The organism is Nitrosococcus halophilus Nc 4 (assembly GCF_000024725.1).
Taxonomy (GTDB): domain Bacteria; phylum Pseudomonadota; class Gammaproteobacteria; order Nitrosococcales; family Nitrosococcaceae; genus Nitrosococcus; species Nitrosococcus halophilus.
Genome location: NC_013960.1, coordinates 3,007,494 through 3,025,840, shown reverse-complemented (window position 1 = coordinate 3,025,840; position 18,347 = coordinate 3,007,494). Strand labels below are relative to the sequence as shown.

The window sequence follows — 18,347 nt, the reverse complement described above, 5'->3', positions numbered from 1 at the left end:
TTTTTATTGGATATCTTCCAAATAAGAGATATTCATTCTATGACCATTAAAGATTAAGGCTCCCACTAAAAGCAGGATAGCAATGGGAATAAGCCATCCAAAGAAGGCTATTAAGGCCGCAGAGGCCTGAATCCCAAGCACAATCAATATTAGAGGGCCACAGCAAGCTGAGCCCACAAGCAGCGCAGGTAGAGAAGCCAAAATTCCTGCCGTTGGTTTTCCATAACAGACTTTAGGCTGGGTGAAGGCAAGATAACTAAGAGTAATATTGAAGCCAACCAAACAAGAAAGCACCAATGCCAAGAAAAGATTGATGGGAGAAAATAAATAGACCAAAAAGAACAGTTTTATCAAGGCAATGGCCTCAAAATAAAAAGGCGAGATAGGTTTAAAAATCAAAGAAAAAGGCTGTTCACTCCAGCGAATCGCAAAATTATAAGGTGCAGTATCAAAACTGAGATCACCAATGGCAAAAAGATAAAGTAAAAAATAAAGTATGCCGGAAAGTAAAAAAATCCGCCTTGTTCGCCTCTTTTTGATGATTAATCGGGTAGCGGTTAAAGTGTTCGCCAACATGCTACTCATAGGCATCGGTTTCTGGATAGAACGCGGCCCAGGCAAACCACATGGCGTCGAAAGCATTCACCTTCTCTAATGGCAAATCCCCAGCTTCCCACTTTCCATCGGCGTTGGTATATTGGCCATTCTCATAAACAAACAGCTTCCTCTCCGGGTTTTTATAGATATATCCGGTATCAAGGACCGGGTCATAAAAGGCAATGTACTGCTTTCCGCTTAATGTCCCCTCCATGATTTTTTTTGCCCGTAAGGAATTCTTTTTAAAGGCAACCACCCCATCCCTCGTTCTTGCACCAAGCACGACTGCCTTGGGATCAAAACGCCGGTCTCGATGCAATACCGGGAAAAGAGGTGGCGAACCCTCGGCATAATAGCCACCAAGAGGATGGTACGAACCATAGGGATCGCGCTGATAATTTCTGATATAGCCTGTGTTTTCCGAAAGCACCTCCGTCTCAGGATATCTTTGCTTCCAGCGCCCCCAGGCGGTCCAGATCACTCTAAATTCTTCTAAGGATTTTCCTTTAAAAGAACCACTGACGGCGGTACCCAAAATCTGAGGCCAGCGACTATCTGTTGCCCGGTCATACATGATGAGGTTATTATTTACCAATCGGCCTGAAACCCCAAAGGTGGTCTCTCCCCGCTTAAAGCCAATGGCAGTACCAGTCAAAGGGCAATAGGTCACACTGACATTTTCATGGCCAAGGCGATCATTGACAATCTCATGCCAAACTAAAATTTTCTGGGGATAGGCTTTGACTTCATCGTTCAATACTACTCCAAAAACAATATCTTCTGGTCCAAGGAACGATTCAGCCCTGCCCGCAGAAACAAACCGAGGCGTATCAATGGCCGGAATACCATCTTTTCCAGGTCCTCCAGAGACCGTATTTTGTGCATATTTCTCAAGTGAATAAAAAAGCGGAACAAATTGCGGCGTTACAGGAAGGTGGGTTTCTACTTCCCTGTCACGATACTCCGCTATGGAAAAGGAATTAGAGAAACCTAGAAGAAACAATGCGATACTGCTGGCAGCGAATATTTTCAGCAATTGCCTTGGATGGAGCCATTTAACCGATTGCATTGTCCCCTCACCGTTAAAAATATGAAACATTGCCTACTGTTCTAGACTCATATCAGGAAGGGGTTGTTACAGTTTAATTTGAAAATTGAGTCCCAGCAGAAATTATTTTTTATGGACTACAAATTCCCTATCCAGATCCCGTAATAGATTAAGTACAGTACAGGCTGCTAGCATGGGCCAAGCAGCCAAAAAAAGAGGAAATAACCCATGACATCCGCCTCTGTCCCAACCAAAGATCGCTTTGATGTGCTCGTGCTCGGCGGGGGTACCGCCGGCAGCAACGCGGCCCAGGCAGCTTGCGAGGCGGGCGCCTCCCGGGTGGGGATGATCTATACCCCCGAGATGTTCAACACCTGTGTACAAGAGGGCTGCATGCCTTCCAAAAGCGTGCTGGCTTCATCTACCCAGGGGCATCCATTTTCAGAAGCAATATACCGCAAAGACGTCCATCTTACCCGCCTCGCTCGCGCCCTCAAAGGAAAAATGCAACGGGCGCCCTATGCCCTCATTGAGGGGAGCGCGCGGTTTTTGCCGGGTCCTGAAGGAGTGGAGGTCACCCACGAGGGAAAAGTGCGGCATCTGTGCGCTAGAAACTATGTGATTGCCACCGGAGCGCACGCCTGGGTTCCGCCCATAGAGGGGCTTGAGCGCTTACCTTCAGGACAGGTGCTCATCAGCGACGATATTGTGGGCATAGAGACTCTCCTAGGCGAGGCACCTAAACGTCTGCTGGTGCTTGGCGGCGGACCCATTGGCTTGGAGCTGGCCACTTTTTTTGCACGGGTGGAAACAGAAGTGCTTGTAGTTGATATCAGTGGCCTCTTGGAACCCTTTGATCCAGAGTTTGGCCAAGCCCGGCTTCGTGCCCTGCGGGCCACACCCCACATGGACGCCCTGGTGCCTGGGGAACTCCAATCGGTGACCGATACAGCGAACGGAGTGTTATGCCGCATTGCCCATAAAGGCACCCTACTCGAGCGCTGCGTTGACAGGCTATTAATTGCTATCGGCCGGAAACCGAATATTGAGACCCTGGCCCTGGAAAACGCCCATGTGCGGGTAGAAAACTCCACTATATGGCATGATGAGCACCTCCAAACCAGCAATCCCCAGATCTATGTCGCGGGCGATGTGGTCAACCATCACCAGATACTGCATTATGCGGCGGAAATGGGCCGAGTGGCCGGTATCAATGCGGCCCGCAGCGAACCCACAATGGCCATGGATTATCAGAAAAATGCCCTAGCGGTTACCTTCGACGAATACCCTTCGGCCTTGATCGGCTTAACGGAGAAAGAGGCCAAAGCACAAGGATACGATGTCATCTCAGCTACCCAGGATTTATCCTCCCTAGGCGTGGGTATTCTTGAGGATCTTCCTTGGGGCCTTTGGAAACTGGTGGCTGATCAGGCAGAGGGCCGTATCCTGGGATCCCAAATTTTTGGCCCTTCTTCCGCACCGGAGCTGATCCATCTTCTGGCCCCCATTCTCTATTACCGAGGGACCCTGCAAGATATAGTGCACATGACCTGGTATCATCCCACCTATGCGGAACTCCTCCGCTCTCTAGCCCGTAAGCTCTGCTCGGAAACCGGGATTGAATGCCCTGGTGCCTAGGCCTAATCCAACTTTTAAAGGAAAGCCTCCATAATGTAGATGCAGGTATCCTCTTCGCCTGGAATACCGAAAATGTACTCAATGCCTTCCTTTTCAATACACCGGGCCTAGCAGCTTGGCGCCGTTTCTCTCTTTAATCCCCTCGGATTATTGCCGCCTCCTATGAGGGAAATTAATAATGGTGTCTAAAACGGTAATGGCCACCAAAGTGATGCCCGTGCCGATGATGAAAACGGAAACCATAACTATGACGGGGACGGTAGTGATGGCCATGATGGGGACGGTAATAATGACCATGATGGTATCCTCGAGAGTAACCACCTCCATAATAAGCGCACCCAGAAAGGTTTGCAGCCACTAGAACTAGTATCAGTGCACAAATCAAAATAACTCGTCTTGCTAAAACATTCATCGCCGCCGATCTCCTCATCTTAGGGTCAAGCCCAAGAAAAGATCTTGAAGCAGTTAAATTAAATATAAGAAGTTATTAAAGTCCGACCCCGAAGGGATCTCGAGGTTCAATAAACTAATTCTGGTGCTCGCTAGCCTTGGAATAAAACATCACTTTTTTAATTTTTATGAATTGCGAATTTTCTATCCCAATCGCGCAGTAGATAAAGCGCAGCGCAGGCCGCTAACATGGGCCAGGCGGCAAAGAATAAAAGGTTCGGCTCCAGATACTGTTTCCAAGATGATAAGGTCGAAATACCATGCACGACTAGCACAAAACCATAGGTAAACCGCTTCCATAATCCGGCCAGAAAGGCAAGGATGATTAACATTTCCACAAGGCCAACCCCCATCATGATCTCCGACCTAAGCCCACTAATAAAATAAAAATTCTCGAAGACCTTGGCCGCATGATCTGGTGAAATAATTTTATCGATTGTCCACATCGCCATCACCACGAAAACCCCCAGTCGTAGTAAAAACAGCGACCATTCAATGCGGTTTTTTTCGTTCATCCCAGTTCTCCTCTTCGTAGTATCGAGAAACGCTTTCGATGCAGCCAATAGGCAGGCCTTCATAGCATAAAACCACTTTGTTCTATTGCAAAGTCTCCTAGATTCTGGCTGGCATTTTCGCAGGGTCTAGCAAATTCAAGCTCTTTCAGGGGAAATAACAACCTCTATAATTGTTATTGGTTAGTTGCGGAGATCTCCAGAATGTTACGGTTTTTCCTTCTATTTCAGATAAGCCGTTGTCATCTACATCGACCAAAGATGAAGCCATTGGCAAAGTTTTTTTCCGAGAAAACGCTTGTAACGAAAAGCGCTCTGTAATAATCCCCTGTCCCAGGCGACAAAAGGCAATAAGGGTGATAGCTATGCCTAATATTCAGAAGTTTGACATCCTCATCATCGGAGGAGGCTCGGGCCTGACCGCAGCTTACTATGCCGGGAAAGACGGGAAGTCCGTGGCATTGGTGGAACAGCGGTCGGACGCCCTAGGAGGTACCTGCGTCAATCGCGGCTGCATTCCTACTAAGGGGCTTATCCAGTCGGCGGAAGTGATGAAAACGATCCGCGAAGCGGAAAAGTTCGGAATCCACCTCAACCAGTCGTCGGTTCAGGTAGATTTCAAGGCCATCATGGACACGATCCGCAAACGGCGTACCGACAGCGCCGACAGCATCAAGTCCTGGGTAGACGGAACGTTCACACCCTTCTACGGGCGGGCACACTTCATGTCCGACAAGGTCCTTGAGATGGAAGACGGCACTCGCCTCACGGGAGATAAAATTTTTATCGCCAGCGGAGCTCGTCCGGCGATTCCTCCGATCCCAGGTCTAGAAAAAAGCGGCTATTGGACCAACGAAACGGTGCTTGAGCAGGACGAGCAGCCCGACAGTCTCATTATTCTAGGCGGCGGCTACATCGGCTGCGAGTTCGGACATTTCTTTGCCACGCTGGGCACTCGGGTCACCGTGATCGATCACTCCGAGTGTTTGCTACGGGAGGACGACGACGTCCGGGCACTTTTTACGCAAGAATTCGGTAACAAGGTTGAGCTGCTCTTGGAGACCGAAGCAACGGAGGCGGTACGAACGGAGGGCCAACGCGGATTCATAGTTAAACAAAAGGACGGCGCTACGCGGACCTTGCTAGCCGGGGGGTGTACAAATAACTGTGTAACTGGTGATCTGTAATTAACAACAAGGAGAAAGCACTGATGACCAGTATTGAAAAAAAGACCGATGAGTTGCTGGATGAACTTCTGAAGGAGTGCAATAGCCCGAAAGAGGTTCTGGGCGAGCATGGGTTATTGAAGCAGCTGAGCAAGCGCTTGGTGGAGCGGGTTTTGGAGGCTGAGCTGACTGAGCACCTAGGGTACGCGCCCCATGCTCAGGAAGGTCGGGGCAGTGGCAACAGCCGCAACGGCAAGAGCAAGAAGCGGGTTCAGAGCGAGGCGGGGCAATTGGAAATCGAGGTGCCACGGGACCGCAATGGGAATTTTGAGCCGCAATTGGTCAAGAAACGTCAGCGTCGGCTGGAGGGCTTTGATGAGAAGGTGCTAGCGCTGTATGCCCGGGGGCTCTCGACCCGAGAGATTGAGGCGCAGCTGGAAGAGCTCTATGGGGTGGAGGTCTCCCCGGCGCTGATTTCCCAGGTGACCGATGCGGTGTTGGAGGAGGTGCGGGCCTGGCAAAGCCGGCCCCTATCGGCCGTCTATCCCATCCTATATTTTGATGCCTTGTTTGTGAAATCACGCCAGGAGGGCATGGTGAAAACGAAAGCAGTGTACTTAGCCCTGGGGGTCAATCTAGAGGGAGAGAAAGAGCTGTTAGGGATGTGGATGAGTGAAAACGAAGGGGCTAAATTCTGGCTGTCGGTATTCAATGAGCTGAAAAACCGGGGGGTCGAGGATTGCTTTATTGCCTGCGTGGACGGGCTCAAGGGCCTGCCTGAGGCCATCGAGGCGGTGTTTCCACAGGCCCAGGTTCAGCTGTGCATCGTGCACAAGGTGCGCGGCTCGCTGAAGTATGTCCCCTGGAAACAGCGCCGGGCCGTGGCGGCCGACCTGCGGGCCATCTATGGCGCCGCGACCCTGGCCGAGGCCGAACAGGCCCTAGAGCGCTTCTCAGCGCGTTGGGATGAGACATATCCGGCCATCAGCCCCAGCTGGCGGGCCGATTGGTCACGGCTGACGGTCTTCTTTGATTACCCACCCCAGATCCGGCGAGCCATTTATACCACCAACGCCATCGAATCATTGAACTATTCACTACGAAAAGTCTTGAAAAACCGGGGCGCTTTTCCCACGGATGAAGCCATTTTCAAGGTGCTCTATCTGGCCCTGAACAATATCACCAAAAAATGGACTCAACCCATTCGGGACTGGAAGGCCGCCCTCAATCAATTCGTCATCCTCTTCGCTGAGCGGATGCCCAAGTGAAAATTAGTTACACAAAAAACTTGACACCCTCGCTAGCCGATGCGCTACTGGTGGCGACCGGACGCCGCCCCAACACCGAGGACCTCGCACTCAGCAGGACCGGTGTCGAAACCGATGAAAAAGGATGGGTCCAGGTCGACGCGCACCTGCGAACCACCCACCCTGACATCTATGCCTACGGCGACGTGACGGGGCAGGCCATGTTCAAACACACCTCAAGCTATGAGGGCGAACTCGCCTACAAGAATTCCCAAGGAGCAAACCTCGAGATCTCCTACGGAGCTAACCCCCATGCGATCTTCAGCGATCCTCAGGTCGGCTCGGTGGGCTTGACAGAGCGCGCTTGCAAGGCGAAAGGCTTACGCTACAAGGCTATCAAGAAAGACTACGCAGGCATCGCCAAGGGGCAAATCATCGGCTCACCACCAGGTTTTGCCAAACTCCTGGTCGAGGAAGGCACCGACCGTATCCTTGGCTTTCATATGATCGGCCCCCAAGCGGCCGATCTCGTCCACGAGGTAGTCGTAGCTATGAGCACTAGAGAGGGCACCGCCCATCTCATTCGCAGAACGATCCACATTCACCCGACTTTGCCGGAGCTCATCCGGCAGGTTTTCGATGAGGCTGGCCAATAAAGGAGAAAATAGTGTTCTATCATGCGCTTGTTCTAAACTGCACTCTCAAGAAGAGTCCGGAGATATCCCACACGGAAGCCCTGATTCGCAAGGTAACGGAGTTGATGGAGCCCCTCGGAGTGGAGGCGGAAATCCTTCGGCCGGTGGACTACTCGATCTGCTTCGGGGTATCCTCGGACGAGGGTGAAGGCGACCAGTGGCCCCAAATTCTCAATAAGGTCAAGGCCGCCGACATACTGATTATCGGCACCAATCTGCGCCAACTCACGGAGCATGTACGGGACAATGGTTGATGTTGGCGCTGTCGCAGAAGCATGCAAAGAAGTGGCTCCAGATCCAATCGCTTTTAACAATCAGTGGCGAGCCAAGCAGCTTGAGTATACTTTTCTGCGGACGCTGATGGGAAAATACCGTGATTTCTGGAAAGTGACCGAAAAAGATCGGAACAACCTCATAGCGACTCATCCCTAGCCAATGCGCCAGCGATGAAAGCGCTCTAGCCAGCGCAATACCTTCTCAGGGGCATGGGCTTTCTTCCACTCCCCCGCTGTGAACTTGACTGCTTCATTCCAGGTGGGATAGGGATGGATAGTTCCCAGAATCTTATTGAGGCCAATCTTGTGCTTCATAGCAAGAATGAATTCCGTCAACAATTCAGCCCCATGGGGACCGACAATGGTCGCGCCCAGAATGCGATCCTTGCCCGGCGGCGTCAGCACTTTGATATAGCCGTAGGCTTCGCTTTCGGCAATGGCCCTATCCAGATCCTCAAGACCATAGCGGGTCACCTCATATTCCACCCCTTGCTCCTTGGCCTCCGTTTCATTGAGGCCGACCCGGCCCACTTCAGGGGAAGTAAAGGTGACCCAGGGAATCACCGAATAATCCACCCTAAAGCGCTTGAAGTTGCCGAACAGGGCGTTGGCTGCCGCAAACCAGGCCTGGTGAGCCGCCACATGGGTAAACTGATAAGGGCCGGCGGCATCGCCGCAGGCGAACAGATTCGGATAACAGACGCTCATGTCCTCCTCCACCGGCAAAGTACCGCCTTTGCCGGTTTTGAGACCCAGGTTCTCTAAGCCCAAATTCTCGGTATTGGCCGTGCGGCCCACGGCCACCAAAACCTGATCGAAGGGAATCCCCAACTCCCCGTCGGCGTGCTCGCAGTAGGCCACTTTCTCGCCCTCCTCAATTCCAAACCGAGCGACCTTGTACTGGAGCTTCACTTCAATGCCTTCCTTGCCAAAATGCCTCAGAACCTCGGCACTGGCATCTGGATCCTCCTTGGATAGCAATTGCTCGCCCATTTCCACTAGGGTGACCCGCGCGCCTAACCGAGCAAAAGCCTGGGCTAACTCGCAGCCGATAGGACCGCCCCCTAGCACCAGCAGCCGTTGGGGAAGTTTTCTCAGTTGCCAAATGGTATCGGAAGTCAGCGGCTCAACTTGGTCGATGCCTTCGATAGGCGGCACAAAGGGGCGGCCGCCGGTGGCGATGATAGTGGCCTTGGCGGTGACCCGGCGGGTGGAACCCTCGGCTCCTTTCACTTCTACTTCCCAGGGCGAAATGAGAGTCGCCTCCCCTTGGATGCAATCCACACCCAGACGGGTATAGCGCTCCACCGAATCATGGGGCTCGACTTGCTTGATCACCTTTTGAATGCGCTCCATCACCGGCGCAAAAGGGATCTGTGGACTCACCACGGGCAAGCCGTAACGGTCAGCCTGACGCATGGCCTCAGCGATCCGCGACGATTGAATCAATGCTTTGGAGGGGACGCAGCCGGTATTGAGGCAGTCGCCGCCCATCTTATCCCGCTCAATCAAGGCGACTTTGGCTTTTACCGTGGCGCCGATATAAGCCGAGACCAAACCCGCCGAACCGGCGCCGATCACCAACAAATTGTAGTCAAAGCGCTTAGGCTTAGTGAACTGCTTATACAGGCGGGCACGCTGGAGAAGCGCCAGCAAGAATTTGGCAATCAGAGGAAACAACGCCAGCAATAAGAAGGAAAAAAGCAACGGGAGCGACAAAATATCACCTACCTTCTTGATCGCTGCCAACTGGGTCCCCGCATTCACATAGACGAGCGTACCGGGGAGCATGGCCAACTGACTCACCCAATAAAAAGTCCAAGTGCGAATTCCGGTCAGCCCCATGACGATATTGATCACAAAAAAGGGAAAGACCGGCACCAACCGTAGGCTAGCCAGATAAAAGGGGCCGTCGACCACCATCCGCTCATCTACCCGTTGGACGGTCTTGTCATACCGTTGGCGAAGCGATTCTCGAAATAAAAAGCGGGAAGACCAAAAAGCCAGTGTCGCTCCCAATGTAGATGCGAAGGAAACGATGAGAGTACCGGCTAGCAGGCCGAATAAGGCGCCCCCCGCAATGGTCATCACCGCGGCCCCCGGCAAGGAGAGGGCGGTGACCAAAACATAAGCGATGAAGAATACCGTCACTGAAACTACCGGTGCCCCTGCAATGGTCTGCTGGAGCCGCTCTTGCTGCGCTTTCAAAACATCGAGATCAAGGTATTGAGGGCCTTCAAAGTAAAAAAAGGCGCCGACCAGAATCAAAATTAGAACGATAAGCCCTAGGCGCTTCATTGAAAATATTCCCATCCACTTGTTCCTGCTGTGCTGAGTAATACATTTATAGCCATTTCATCTCATTTTGTAGGATATAGGTTCATTCTAAACAATCCTATAGCGCCTTAATAAAGGAGTATGGTGATATTGACGCCCCGGTACGGCCATTATTACATCCGTGCCTACCTAAAGATGAAACCAATTGAAAAACTTTTTTCCGAAAAAATTGCCCTATAAAACCAGATACGTTGTAATAATCCACCTTCCCAAACGACAAAAAAACAAAAGGCAAGAAAGGTCACCCACCATGTTTACTGAATTATTGTTTGGGAATAAAGAGAATTTGTTAAGGACGGCTTTCGCCGGTTTATGGGTCCTAACCGCAGGGATGGCTCCTGTTCAGGCTGAAGATGTCCAACTTGGATTTCAGAATGCAGCCGCATGGACCCAATGGGAGAAAATCACTTTCCCCCGAACAGCAGAAACCCAGTATATCTTCGAGGAGAAAACCCAAACTGTTTGCACACTGGCTGAAGACTCAGCGTCGGGAATGGCTATTGAGTTCCCTGGCACACTGGAAGAATATCCACTGTTAAGCTGGGAATGGAAAATCGACCGTGTGCTTGCAAAAGGAGACGCACGGAAGAAGGAAGGAGACGATTACGCCGCCCGGATATACATTAATTTTGAACGGGATGCCCGGCTAAGCTGGTGGGAACGGACCAAGGCGGCGGTATTTGAAACCTTCTATGGCCAGGATATCCCAGGACAAACATTAAATTTTATTTGGGCGAATCAACTTGAGATAGGAAAAATCGTGCCCAGCCCTTACACTGAACATGCCCGAATGGTAGCGCTTCAAAGGGGAAATGACCGGGCTGGAGAATGGATTCAGCAGGAAGTGAATATTCTGCAGTGGCACTATCAAGCCTTTGAAGCCGATCCCCCACCGGTCCATTCCGTGGCCATAATGACCGACAGTGATGATACGGGTGAAACAGTCAGGGCCTGTTTCCGCAATATCGTGGTTAAGTCAAATACCGCTCTGCCCAGGCCGCCAATACATTAGCGACAAAAATGGCATCTTTTTTTCGGGACAGTAAATGATCCGCATCATCCAACGACACAAAGCTCTTGGGATGTTTCGCAGCCTCGAAAATATGCCGGGCATGCTCAATGCCAACTATCGTATCTTTAGGTCCATGGAAAATCATCAATGCCTTCCGAAGCGACTTGACTTTCTGAAGCAGATTATGCTCGGCAATATCATCCAAAAATTGCTTTTGAATTCGGAAAGAACGCCCCGCCAATTGGACTTCAATTTCACCCTGCTCTTCAAGCTCAGATATCGATTTGGCAAATAAGTGGCTAACATGGGCGGGATCGCTAGGGGCGCTGATCGTAGCCACGGCCAGGATTTCAGGAATTTCTTCTGCGGCAGCCAATACCGCCGCTCCCCCTAAGCTGTGCCCAATCAGTAACCGAGGGGCTTGGTAGTGCTCTTCCATGAAAGAAGCCGCTTGCACCAGATCCGCAATATTGGAAGAAAAGTTAGTATTGGCAAAATCCCCCCCGCTACTGCCCAATCCCGTAAAATCAAATCTCAAGACCGCTATCCCCCGCTCCGCCAAAGTATTGCTAATCCGGGTTACTGCAAAGAAGTCCTTAGAACAGGTAAAACAATGGGCAAACAACGCATAGCCTAGGGGAATATCCTGGGGTCGATCTAATCGAGCCGCCAATTCATCCCCCTGGTGACCGGAAAAATTCACTCGTTCGACTTTCACAGCAGGCATTTTTATCCCCTCACTCTATCCACTATGAACCTGTAGCGATTACCACTCAGAATGTCACTGCTTGAAGCATTTGTCTAATGGGTAGATCTGGTCAGCCATTAAGAAGAACGGCTAACCCCAAGCAAAGACAGAAGATATGCAACCAATCCCGGTACAATAGAGTCTAAATAGTCGTTCGAGAAAAGGAAACAAACATGATTCCAGTCAGTGATAACTATCCCGTCCAACGCCCCCCTATTATTAACTGGATTCTGATTGCAACCTGCGTACTAGTGTTCTTCTGGCAGTTAAGCCTACCCCGGGAGGGCTTTCAAGCCTCAGTTTTCCTATTTGGGGTCATCCCTCGGGCTTTGGTTGACGCCCCCCTAGGCCACCCTCAATTGCTGATTCCTCCCGTACTCAGTCTGTTTACCTCTATGTTTTTGCACGGCAGCTTCATGCACCTGCTAGGCAATATGCTCTACCTCCATGTATTTGGTAACAACGTAGAAGACTCCATGGGGCGCGGCCGCTTTATCGTCTTTTACCTACTTTGCGGCGCAGCCGCGGCGCTGTCACAGATCTTTATCGCCCCTTCTTCCACTATCCCCATGGTGGGAGCCAGCGGCGCCATCTCAGGCATCCTTGGCGCCTATTTGCTTTTGCATCCCTTTGCTCAGATCAAAATGCTGGTACCCTATTTCATCCTCTTCTTCGTTTGGGTGCCGGCCTGGCTAATGCTAGGCATCTGGTTTCTGTTCCAGCTACTGCAATCCGTAGTGACTCCCAGTGATCAAGCCGGGATAGCTTTTGCCGCCCATGCCGGTGGGTTTGTGGCTGGTATGGTTCTGTTGCCTTTATTCAAACGCTCCGATGTGAAGCTATTCCACCAGCGTTAACCAATGCCCTGTTCCGATTCGAGAACACCGTCGCATTCCAAGCCGGATGCGGATGTACATTCAGCCGCACCCAGGAATTAGCGGCTTATTGCTCCATCTCCTGCTTCGACTTCCGGGCGGTCTCTTCAGAGACGGGCTCTATGCCATCTTGACGGGAACGCCTTTCATATTCCGGAAGCGCGCTGTCGAGAGCCACCCCCCGCGCTTCCTCGCCCGCATTCTTGAGTTCCGCCCAAGGCTCAACGGGAGGCTGGGTGCGTACGCCGGGTAAGGGAGCAAACACTTCGGTACGCAGGGCGCGCAGTGTTCCCACAAGCATGACGAGGATGACCCCCGAAAACGGCAGGGCGGCTGCAATAACCGCCGACCGCAAGGTTTCCAGTCCGCCGGCAACCAGCAGTATCCCGGTTAATAGCGTTATCACTCCCCCCCAGAGGATGCGATGGGCGGTGGGCGGCTCCGGATCGCCACCAGCGAGAATTGTGCTGACCACCAATGTCCCGGCATTGGCCGAGGTAATGAGATAGATTCCAATCAGGAGCGTCATGACCCCACTGAGGACAATGCTTAGGGGGCCGAGGCCCATCCCTTCGATCATATGAAACAAGGCCACGGTAACATCTTGGTTGACGGCTTCGACCCCGCCCCCGGCCCCAAAGAGCTCCTGGTATAGAGCCGTCCCGCCGACCACGCCAATCCAAATTAGGGTCATCGTCGTCGGCACGAGCAATACCCCCATGACGAACTCCCGCAGGGTCCGCCCCCGTGAGATCCGGGCAATGAACATCCCGACGAAGGGAGACCAGGCTATCGCCCAGCCCCAAAAAAACACCGTCCATTCCGACTGCCAATCGCTATTATGGTTAGCATGGGTATAAAAGGCCATGGGCAGCAGATTCTGAAGATATCCTCCGGTCGCTTGGATTGTCGCCCCGATCAGATACTGAGTCGGACCAAAGCCCAACACAAACAGGAGCACCCCCAGGCTGAGCCAAAAGTTCATTTCCGAAAGCCGACGGATACCCCGGCTAACTCCCGAGACCAGCGTGGCGATGGCAATGCACATCAGCGCACCGACAATGACAAGCTCTCCTTCCCGCGTTGCCGGAAAGCCGAAGACACGGCCTAAACCCGTACTCATCTGCTGCACACCCAGGCCGAGCGTGGTGGCAATTCCAAAGACAGTGCCGAACACCGCCAAAGTATCCACCAGATCACCCACAGGCCCTTCGATGCGCTGGCCGAGAAAGGGGTATAAAGCCGAGCGGATCGTCAGAGGCAGTTTGCGGCGATAAGCAAAATAGGCCAGCACCATGGCCATGAAGGAGAAAATCGCCCAGGCATGCAACCCCCAATGAAAGAAGGAAATCTGCATGGCCACTGTCGCCGCTTCAGGCGTCAATGTCTGGTCGAGAAAGGGATTGGATTGAAACATAAGGAGGGGTTGAGCGACCGCCCAGAAAAGGATCCCGACCCCGGTGCCCGCAGCAAACAACATGGTTATCCAAGAGAAGAACGTGAACTCCGGCAGCTCACCATCGCCGCCAAGCCGCACATTCTTGTATCGCCCCGTGCCCATCCAAACCATGAACAGCAACAGAAAAGCCACGAGAAGCACGTAATACCATTCCAGGAAGGGATTGAGCGTAGCGCGCACCACCTTAAAAACCACCCCAGCTTCCGTCGAGAAGGTGGCACCGGCCATCAGCGCCAGCAGCATGATAATGGTTGAAATCAACGTCACCCGCGGGTTCATTCCCTTCAACAGGCCGGCAGAGGCAGGTTCGAGCATTCACCGTCTCCTTGATCGTTTATTTTGAAACCGCCGAAAAATACGGCTCCCTTCTTGGAAAAATCCGGTTGATAAGTAGCGTACACCCCCCTCCATGAAATTTTTTATAATCGCTAACGACGCCACTCGCGCCTTGGCTACCTGGCCCCAGCTGTATTTGCTCAAAACTTCTACAAACAACAGGGGGTTGGTTGCTTGAAACAAGAGCGTCTACTATTGCCAGGACACCTCAGGTCGATAGGACATAGTTTGAGTCGTATTAGGTATGGCCAGGTTGGGGGAAAAACGAAAATAAATGGTACCCGAGAGGAGCCATGTGACTGCTCTGCGCCCTATCGGACGGAGCTTCCCACTTCTTAGGCAGCAACCGGTGACATGCCGGATTTACGCGAGCCTCGATGGGCAGAGACGGACAGCCCTTCCGCCTTCAACTTCAAAATGCCTTGATGCTTGATGTTCAGCGCCGCATTGATGTCGCGGTCGTGGTGCGTGTCGCAGCTCGGGCACGTCCAGTCGCGCTCATTCAGCGCCATGCTGTCCATCTTGTGCTGGCAGAGAGGGCACGTCTTGGAGCTGGGGAACCACGGCTCGATCTTGACCAAAGGTTTGCCCTGCTCCTTGGCCTTATACTCCAGCTTTTCGGTCAAGGCATGCCAGGATGCGTCGCCGATGTGCTTGGCGAGCTTGGCATTTTTCATCATGTTTTTGACTTTCAGCGTCTCGACGACCACCGCTTGGTTATCGTCAACGATCTGCCGAGAGAGCTTGTGCTGGAAGTCATTGCGGGCATGGGCAACCCGCTCGTGAGCCTTGGCGAGCCGTAGGCGTGCCTTGGCCCCTTTGGCACTGCCTTTGCTCTTGCGAGACAGCCCCTGTTGTTTGCGCTTGAGATTCTTCTGCGCCTTCTTGAGAAAGCGCGGGTTGGCGATCTTGCGCCCGGCGGAGTCAATCGCCAGGTGCGAGAGGCCCATATCGAGGCCGACGACCTTGGCCACATCTACATCCATCAGCGGCGGCGGGGCTACTTGCTCCGTCTCATACAGGAGCGAGGCGTAGTGCTTGCCGGTAACGGTGCGAGATAGCGTGATGCTTTTCAGCTTGCCGTCGATAGGCCGGTGGACTTTGGCCTTGATCGGTCCGAGTTTAGCCACCTTGATCCAGTCCTCGCCCACCTTCACACTCATGCAATGGTAGCTCGACTGCTTGCCGCGCTTGCTTTTGAAGCGCGGGTAGCCAGCCTTCTGCTTGGGATCAAAGAACCGCTGAAACGCCTGGTCGAGGTGGAGGCATGCTTGAGCCAAGGCGACAGAATCAGCCTCTTTCAGCCAGCCATACTGGCGTGACTTCTTGGCGACCGGCAACAGCTTCTTGATGTCGCCCTTGGCACTCAGGGATTGCCCATGGCGCTTGTAGCGGTGAGATATGATGCGAAGACCCGTGTTATACGCAAAACGAACCGCGCCGAACTGGCGATTCAGGAACGCCGCCTGCTCGGCCCTTGGATAGAGGCGTATCTTGGTGGCTTTCAGCATGTCAGTGCTCGCTGCTACAATGACTATAATTTAAGCCATGGCGTGAGTAAAATCAAGTGAGTGTGAATGACGATTATAGGCGCGGACGGCACAGCGTCACGCGACTGCTGGCGCATCTGGTATTCACGACAAAATACCGTAGAAAGGTATTTGACGGTGTCATGATCGGCCAGCTTCGTGAAGCGTTCGATTCGGCCTGCGAGAAGCTCGACTGCCGCATCCTAGAGTTCGATGGCGAGGAAGATCATGTCCACCTGCTGGTGGAATACCCTCCGAAGCTGTCAATCAGCGTATTGGTCAACAACTTGAAGTCCACCTCTTCGCGTCGCATACGATTCTTGAACACCCACATCCCACGTTTAAGCAAAAGCGCCGCGCTGTGGTCAAGATCGTATTTCGCGTGCAGCGCCGGCGGAGCTACCATTAAAACTCTCAAGGCATACGTGAATGGACAGAAAACACCGCACTAGAACTGCTTCGCAGTTCCCGCTTGTATCTCCGCCCGAGTGGGCGGAGGTTTACGCGGATTTTTGCTAAATACTTAGCTAAAATTAAAATCGATAAAAAATTGTTATCACCCCTATGCAAAAATACTATACTGGTTATTGGTGACGTTTTTCTTTGATTTACTGACTGGAGATAAGGCTCTTTATCACGTAGGAGCGCATGGAGTGTTAGACACTTTCAATGTCCATGAACTCCTCTACAGGAATTTGAATCTTCTTTTTTGGCTCTTTTCCAGAAAAATAGATCTTATTGAAATCTGCTTCAATTTTCTTTAATGATTGAGCTTCAAAATACTGTTCACCGCAGTATTCACATTCCTCACAAGGTACATTATCAACAATAAGGTATTTTCCATTATGTTTATAAATATACTGAACCTTCTTCATTCTAAAATTTTTATTACCACAAAAATTACAAACCTTATCCATCTCTATGCTCTCTCATAAGGAGATTTGAACTTCGGAGGCATTGGAATATATACGGTCACAATCACTAACCAGGTACCACGATGCCCACATACTACGTGAATAGGTTTACCATTATTAGAAAAACCTGCTACTAAACAACTTTTACCTCTTCCTGTATCCGTGTATTGCTCCAGTACTCTTCCTGTAAGAAGCGCCTCTTCCACCTCAGCGATAGAAAGATTGTCATTTTGTCTTTCTTGATCTCCATGCTTAGAGAGGTAATATTCATTGTTTTTGATTCTTTCTTTTATCCAACTATGTCAAACATGGATTATTTTTTTAACGACATGTCTAGCGATGCTTAACATCTACGGATCACCGGGTGGGAGCAAAGCGATCGTTCCAGCATATTCGTAAGCTAGCTTACACAGAAACTGATAATTCCGGTTCCAAGCAGCTTCACTTTTCACAATCTAGAAGGTCATATTTTCAAACAAAAGTTTGCAATACCCTTCAGCCTGCCGCAATACCTTCCCGGGCTGCAATGTCAACGCCAAAAGCACGAGACAAGCGATTACCCCTATGTGGTCTATGCAACCTCAGTCTGTTTTTTTGGGTTTCTGGTGTCAATAGGCACATCCAAAACGATATCGGAATAAAGAACCCGAGGCATGACTTTACCTCCCTTCCCTTTCTCCAAGCGCACTAGGCCATAATGCTCCATGGTCTTCAAAGTCCGGGAGGGATTGGACTTGGCTCGGCCCGAAAGGCTAGCCAGCTCGGTCAGGGAATGGGGTTGTACCTCCACAATCAATGAAAGCAGTGCTCTGTTCTGGTCCGAGAGTACTTTTGCAAAACTCGCTATCGAGGCGAACCAGATCTTCGGTTCACCTTTTCTCGGCGTGTACTCGCCCTGGGCAATTGCCAGGGTACGGGCTTTCATGCCTTCATAGTTTGCAATGCCCACCTTGAGTATTTTCATGGGATCACCCCTCTTTACTTTAAGCACCGCGTCCACCTCAGCCCAGAAATCTGCCAGCAGCGTCGCCGCATCCCGGTACTCATAGGGTCGGATCGTTCGGAAGCGGTGTCTATGGTCATACTGCTTTAGAGTGCGTCCACCTGGCCCCTTGGAATGCCGTACCGGGTGGGCGTTGTCGAAACCAATCAGCCGCTCACTGTTCTGGTCAGTGAATAGCTCCATCCGTGCGGCTTTTCGGGCGATAGCTCTACCTGTTTGACCACGAACTTAACCCGGTGCCTTCCCGAGGGATCGACCATCAACACCTGCCATCCAGGTTAAGAAGTGTGTCCAAATTGGAGTCACGCGCCTGCTCCTTCATTCAAAAAGATTATCACTTACTGATAACACAAACAATCAAATCCTGCCTACTTGACTGGCTAACATCCCCCCCTTTACCAGGACGCCAAACCTTGTTCGGTATCCAACCCTTTTGCAACAGCCGCCATCTAGTTAAGCCCCTAGGAACAAGCTCATGGGTAACCCCTTCAGCACGCATTATCTTG

General features: G+C 51.6%; 20 protein-coding genes. 9 read left to right on the top strand and 11 right to left on the bottom strand.

Annotated features, from left to right (window positions below; genetic code table 11):
* Nucleotides 1-3: 3 nt before the first annotated feature.
* A complete protein-coding gene (locus NHAL_RS14300; protein WP_013033860.1) occupies nt 4-576 on the bottom strand; it encodes a hypothetical protein in 573 nt (190 codons plus the stop codon).
* 1 nt (nt 577) lies between these two features.
* Nucleotides 578-1,666, bottom strand: a complete 1,089-nt coding sequence (locus NHAL_RS14295) for a DUF3179 domain-containing protein (protein WP_013033859.1) — start codon at nt 1,664-1,666, stop codon at nt 578-580.
* A gap of 207 nt (nt 1,667-1,873) precedes the next feature.
* Here NHAL_RS14295 and NHAL_RS14290 point away from each other — a divergent pair, with 207 nt between their 5' ends.
* The gene (locus NHAL_RS14290; protein WP_013033858.1) at nt 1,874-3,283 is read left to right on the top strand and encodes a dihydrolipoyl dehydrogenase family protein; all 1,410 of its coding nucleotides are present in this window, start codon (nt 1,874-1,876) and stop codon (nt 3,281-3,283) included.
* 147 nt (nt 3,284-3,430) lie between these two features.
* Here NHAL_RS14290 and NHAL_RS14285 read toward each other — a convergent pair whose 3' ends face one another.
* Both NHAL_RS14285 and NHAL_RS14280 read right to left on the bottom strand, forming a co-directional pair.
* Nucleotides 3,431-3,610: a hypothetical protein gene (locus NHAL_RS14285; RefSeq protein ID WP_013033857.1), complete on the bottom strand. Its 180-nt coding sequence runs from the start codon at nt 3,608-3,610 to the stop codon at nt 3,431-3,433.
* 242 nt (nt 3,611-3,852) lie between these two features.
* A complete protein-coding gene (locus NHAL_RS14280) occupies nt 3,853-4,248 on the bottom strand; it encodes a hypothetical protein (RefSeq protein ID WP_013033856.1) in 396 nt (131 codons plus the stop codon).
* A gap of 362 nt (nt 4,249-4,610) precedes the next feature.
* On the opposite strand from NHAL_RS14280, the gene NHAL_RS14275 reads away from it, so the two are divergent.
* Genes NHAL_RS14275 through NHAL_RS14255 form a run of 5 tightly spaced genes read left to right on the top strand, consistent with a single transcriptional unit; the run spans nt 4,611 to nt 7,785 of the window.
* Complete coding sequence (locus NHAL_RS14275; RefSeq protein WP_049780665.1) at nt 4,611-5,432, top strand: FAD-dependent oxidoreductase; 822 nt, start codon at nt 4,611-4,613, stop codon at nt 5,430-5,432.
* Between the two features lie 23 nt (nt 5,433-5,455).
* A complete protein-coding gene (locus NHAL_RS14270) occupies nt 5,456-6,679 on the top strand; it encodes an IS256 family transposase (protein WP_013031487.1) in 1,224 nt (407 codons plus the stop codon).
* On the top strand, nt 6,676-7,314 hold the full coding sequence (locus tag NHAL_RS14265) for an FAD-dependent oxidoreductase (RefSeq protein ID WP_049780664.1): 639 nt from the start codon (nt 6,676-6,678) through the stop codon (nt 7,312-7,314). The genes NHAL_RS14270 and NHAL_RS14265 overlap by 4 nt, the downstream gene beginning before the upstream one ends.
* Nucleotides 7,315-7,325: 11 nt before the next feature.
* Nucleotides 7,326-7,607: a flavodoxin family protein gene (locus NHAL_RS14260; RefSeq protein WP_013033855.1), complete on the top strand. Its 282-nt coding sequence runs from the start codon at nt 7,326-7,328 to the stop codon at nt 7,605-7,607.
* Nucleotides 7,600-7,785 carry an HAD family hydrolase gene (locus NHAL_RS14255; protein WP_013033854.1) on the top strand — a complete coding sequence of 62 codons (186 nt, stop codon included), beginning with the start codon at nt 7,600-7,602 and terminating at the stop codon, nt 7,783-7,785. The genes NHAL_RS14260 and NHAL_RS14255 overlap by 8 nt, the downstream gene beginning before the upstream one ends.
* Here NHAL_RS14255 and NHAL_RS14250 read toward each other — a convergent pair.
* Nucleotides 7,782-9,941 carry an FAD-dependent oxidoreductase gene (locus tag NHAL_RS14250; RefSeq protein WP_013033853.1) on the bottom strand — a complete coding sequence of 720 codons (2,160 nt, stop codon included), beginning with the start codon at nt 9,939-9,941 and terminating at the stop codon, nt 7,782-7,784. The two genes, NHAL_RS14255 and NHAL_RS14250, sit on opposite strands and share 4 nt — an antisense overlap.
* Before the next feature lie 274 nt (nt 9,942-10,215).
* Here NHAL_RS14250 and NHAL_RS14245 point away from each other — a divergent pair, with 274 nt between their 5' ends.
* Nucleotides 10,216-10,977, top strand: a complete 762-nt coding sequence (locus NHAL_RS14245) for a DUF3047 domain-containing protein (protein ID WP_013033852.1) — start codon at nt 10,216-10,218, stop codon at nt 10,975-10,977.
* Here the strand turns inward: NHAL_RS14245 and NHAL_RS14240 are convergent.
* A complete protein-coding gene (locus tag NHAL_RS14240) occupies nt 10,937-11,704 on the bottom strand; it encodes an alpha/beta hydrolase family protein (protein ID WP_013033851.1) in 768 nt (255 codons plus the stop codon). The genes NHAL_RS14245 and NHAL_RS14240 overlap by 41 nt on opposite strands.
* Nucleotides 11,705-11,898: 194 nt before the next feature.
* On the opposite strand from NHAL_RS14240, the gene NHAL_RS14235 reads away from it, so the two are divergent.
* Nucleotides 11,899-12,582, top strand: coding sequence for a rhomboid family intramembrane serine protease (locus tag NHAL_RS14235; RefSeq protein WP_013033850.1), 684 nt, complete (start codon nt 11,899-11,901; stop codon nt 12,580-12,582).
* Between the two features lie 85 nt (nt 12,583-12,667).
* On the opposite strand, the gene NHAL_RS14230 is transcribed toward NHAL_RS14235, so the two are convergent.
* Complete coding sequence (locus NHAL_RS14230) at nt 12,668-14,374, bottom strand: BCCT family transporter (protein WP_013033849.1); 1,707 nt, start codon at nt 14,372-14,374, stop codon at nt 12,668-12,670.
* A 356-nt stretch (nt 14,375-14,730) separates the two neighbouring features.
* Complete coding sequence (locus NHAL_RS14225) at nt 14,731-15,906, bottom strand: RNA-guided endonuclease InsQ/TnpB family protein (RefSeq protein ID WP_013033848.1); 1,176 nt, start codon at nt 15,904-15,906, stop codon at nt 14,731-14,733.
* Between the two features lie 56 nt (nt 15,907-15,962).
* On the opposite strand from NHAL_RS14225, the gene tnpA reads away from it, so the two are divergent.
* On the top strand, nt 15,963-16,376 hold the full coding sequence (gene tnpA / locus NHAL_RS20635) for an IS200/IS605 family transposase (RefSeq protein WP_013032233.1): 414 nt from the start codon (nt 15,963-15,965) through the stop codon (nt 16,374-16,376).
* Nucleotides 16,377-16,580: 204 nt separating this feature from the next.
* Here the strand turns inward: tnpA and NHAL_RS14215 are convergent, their stop codons facing one another.
* The 3 genes from NHAL_RS14215 to NHAL_RS22015 all read right to left on the bottom strand — a co-directional run bounded on the left by NHAL_RS14215 (nt 16,581) and on the right by NHAL_RS22015 (nt 18,024).
* Complete coding sequence (locus NHAL_RS14215; RefSeq protein ID WP_013033847.1) at nt 16,581-16,841, bottom strand: YgiT-type zinc finger protein; 261 nt, start codon at nt 16,839-16,841, stop codon at nt 16,581-16,583.
* A 2-nt stretch (nt 16,842-16,843) separates the two neighbouring features.
* Entirely contained in the window at nt 16,844-17,119 is a 276-nt protein-coding gene (locus tag NHAL_RS22520; protein WP_420804796.1) for a DUF4258 domain-containing protein, read from the bottom strand.
* Between the two features lie 290 nt (nt 17,120-17,409).
* Entirely contained in the window at nt 17,410-18,024 is a 615-nt protein-coding gene (locus tag NHAL_RS22015; RefSeq protein ID WP_013033846.1) for a toxin-antitoxin system TumE family protein, read from the bottom strand.
* Between the last annotated feature and the right edge of the window lie 323 nt (nt 18,025-18,347).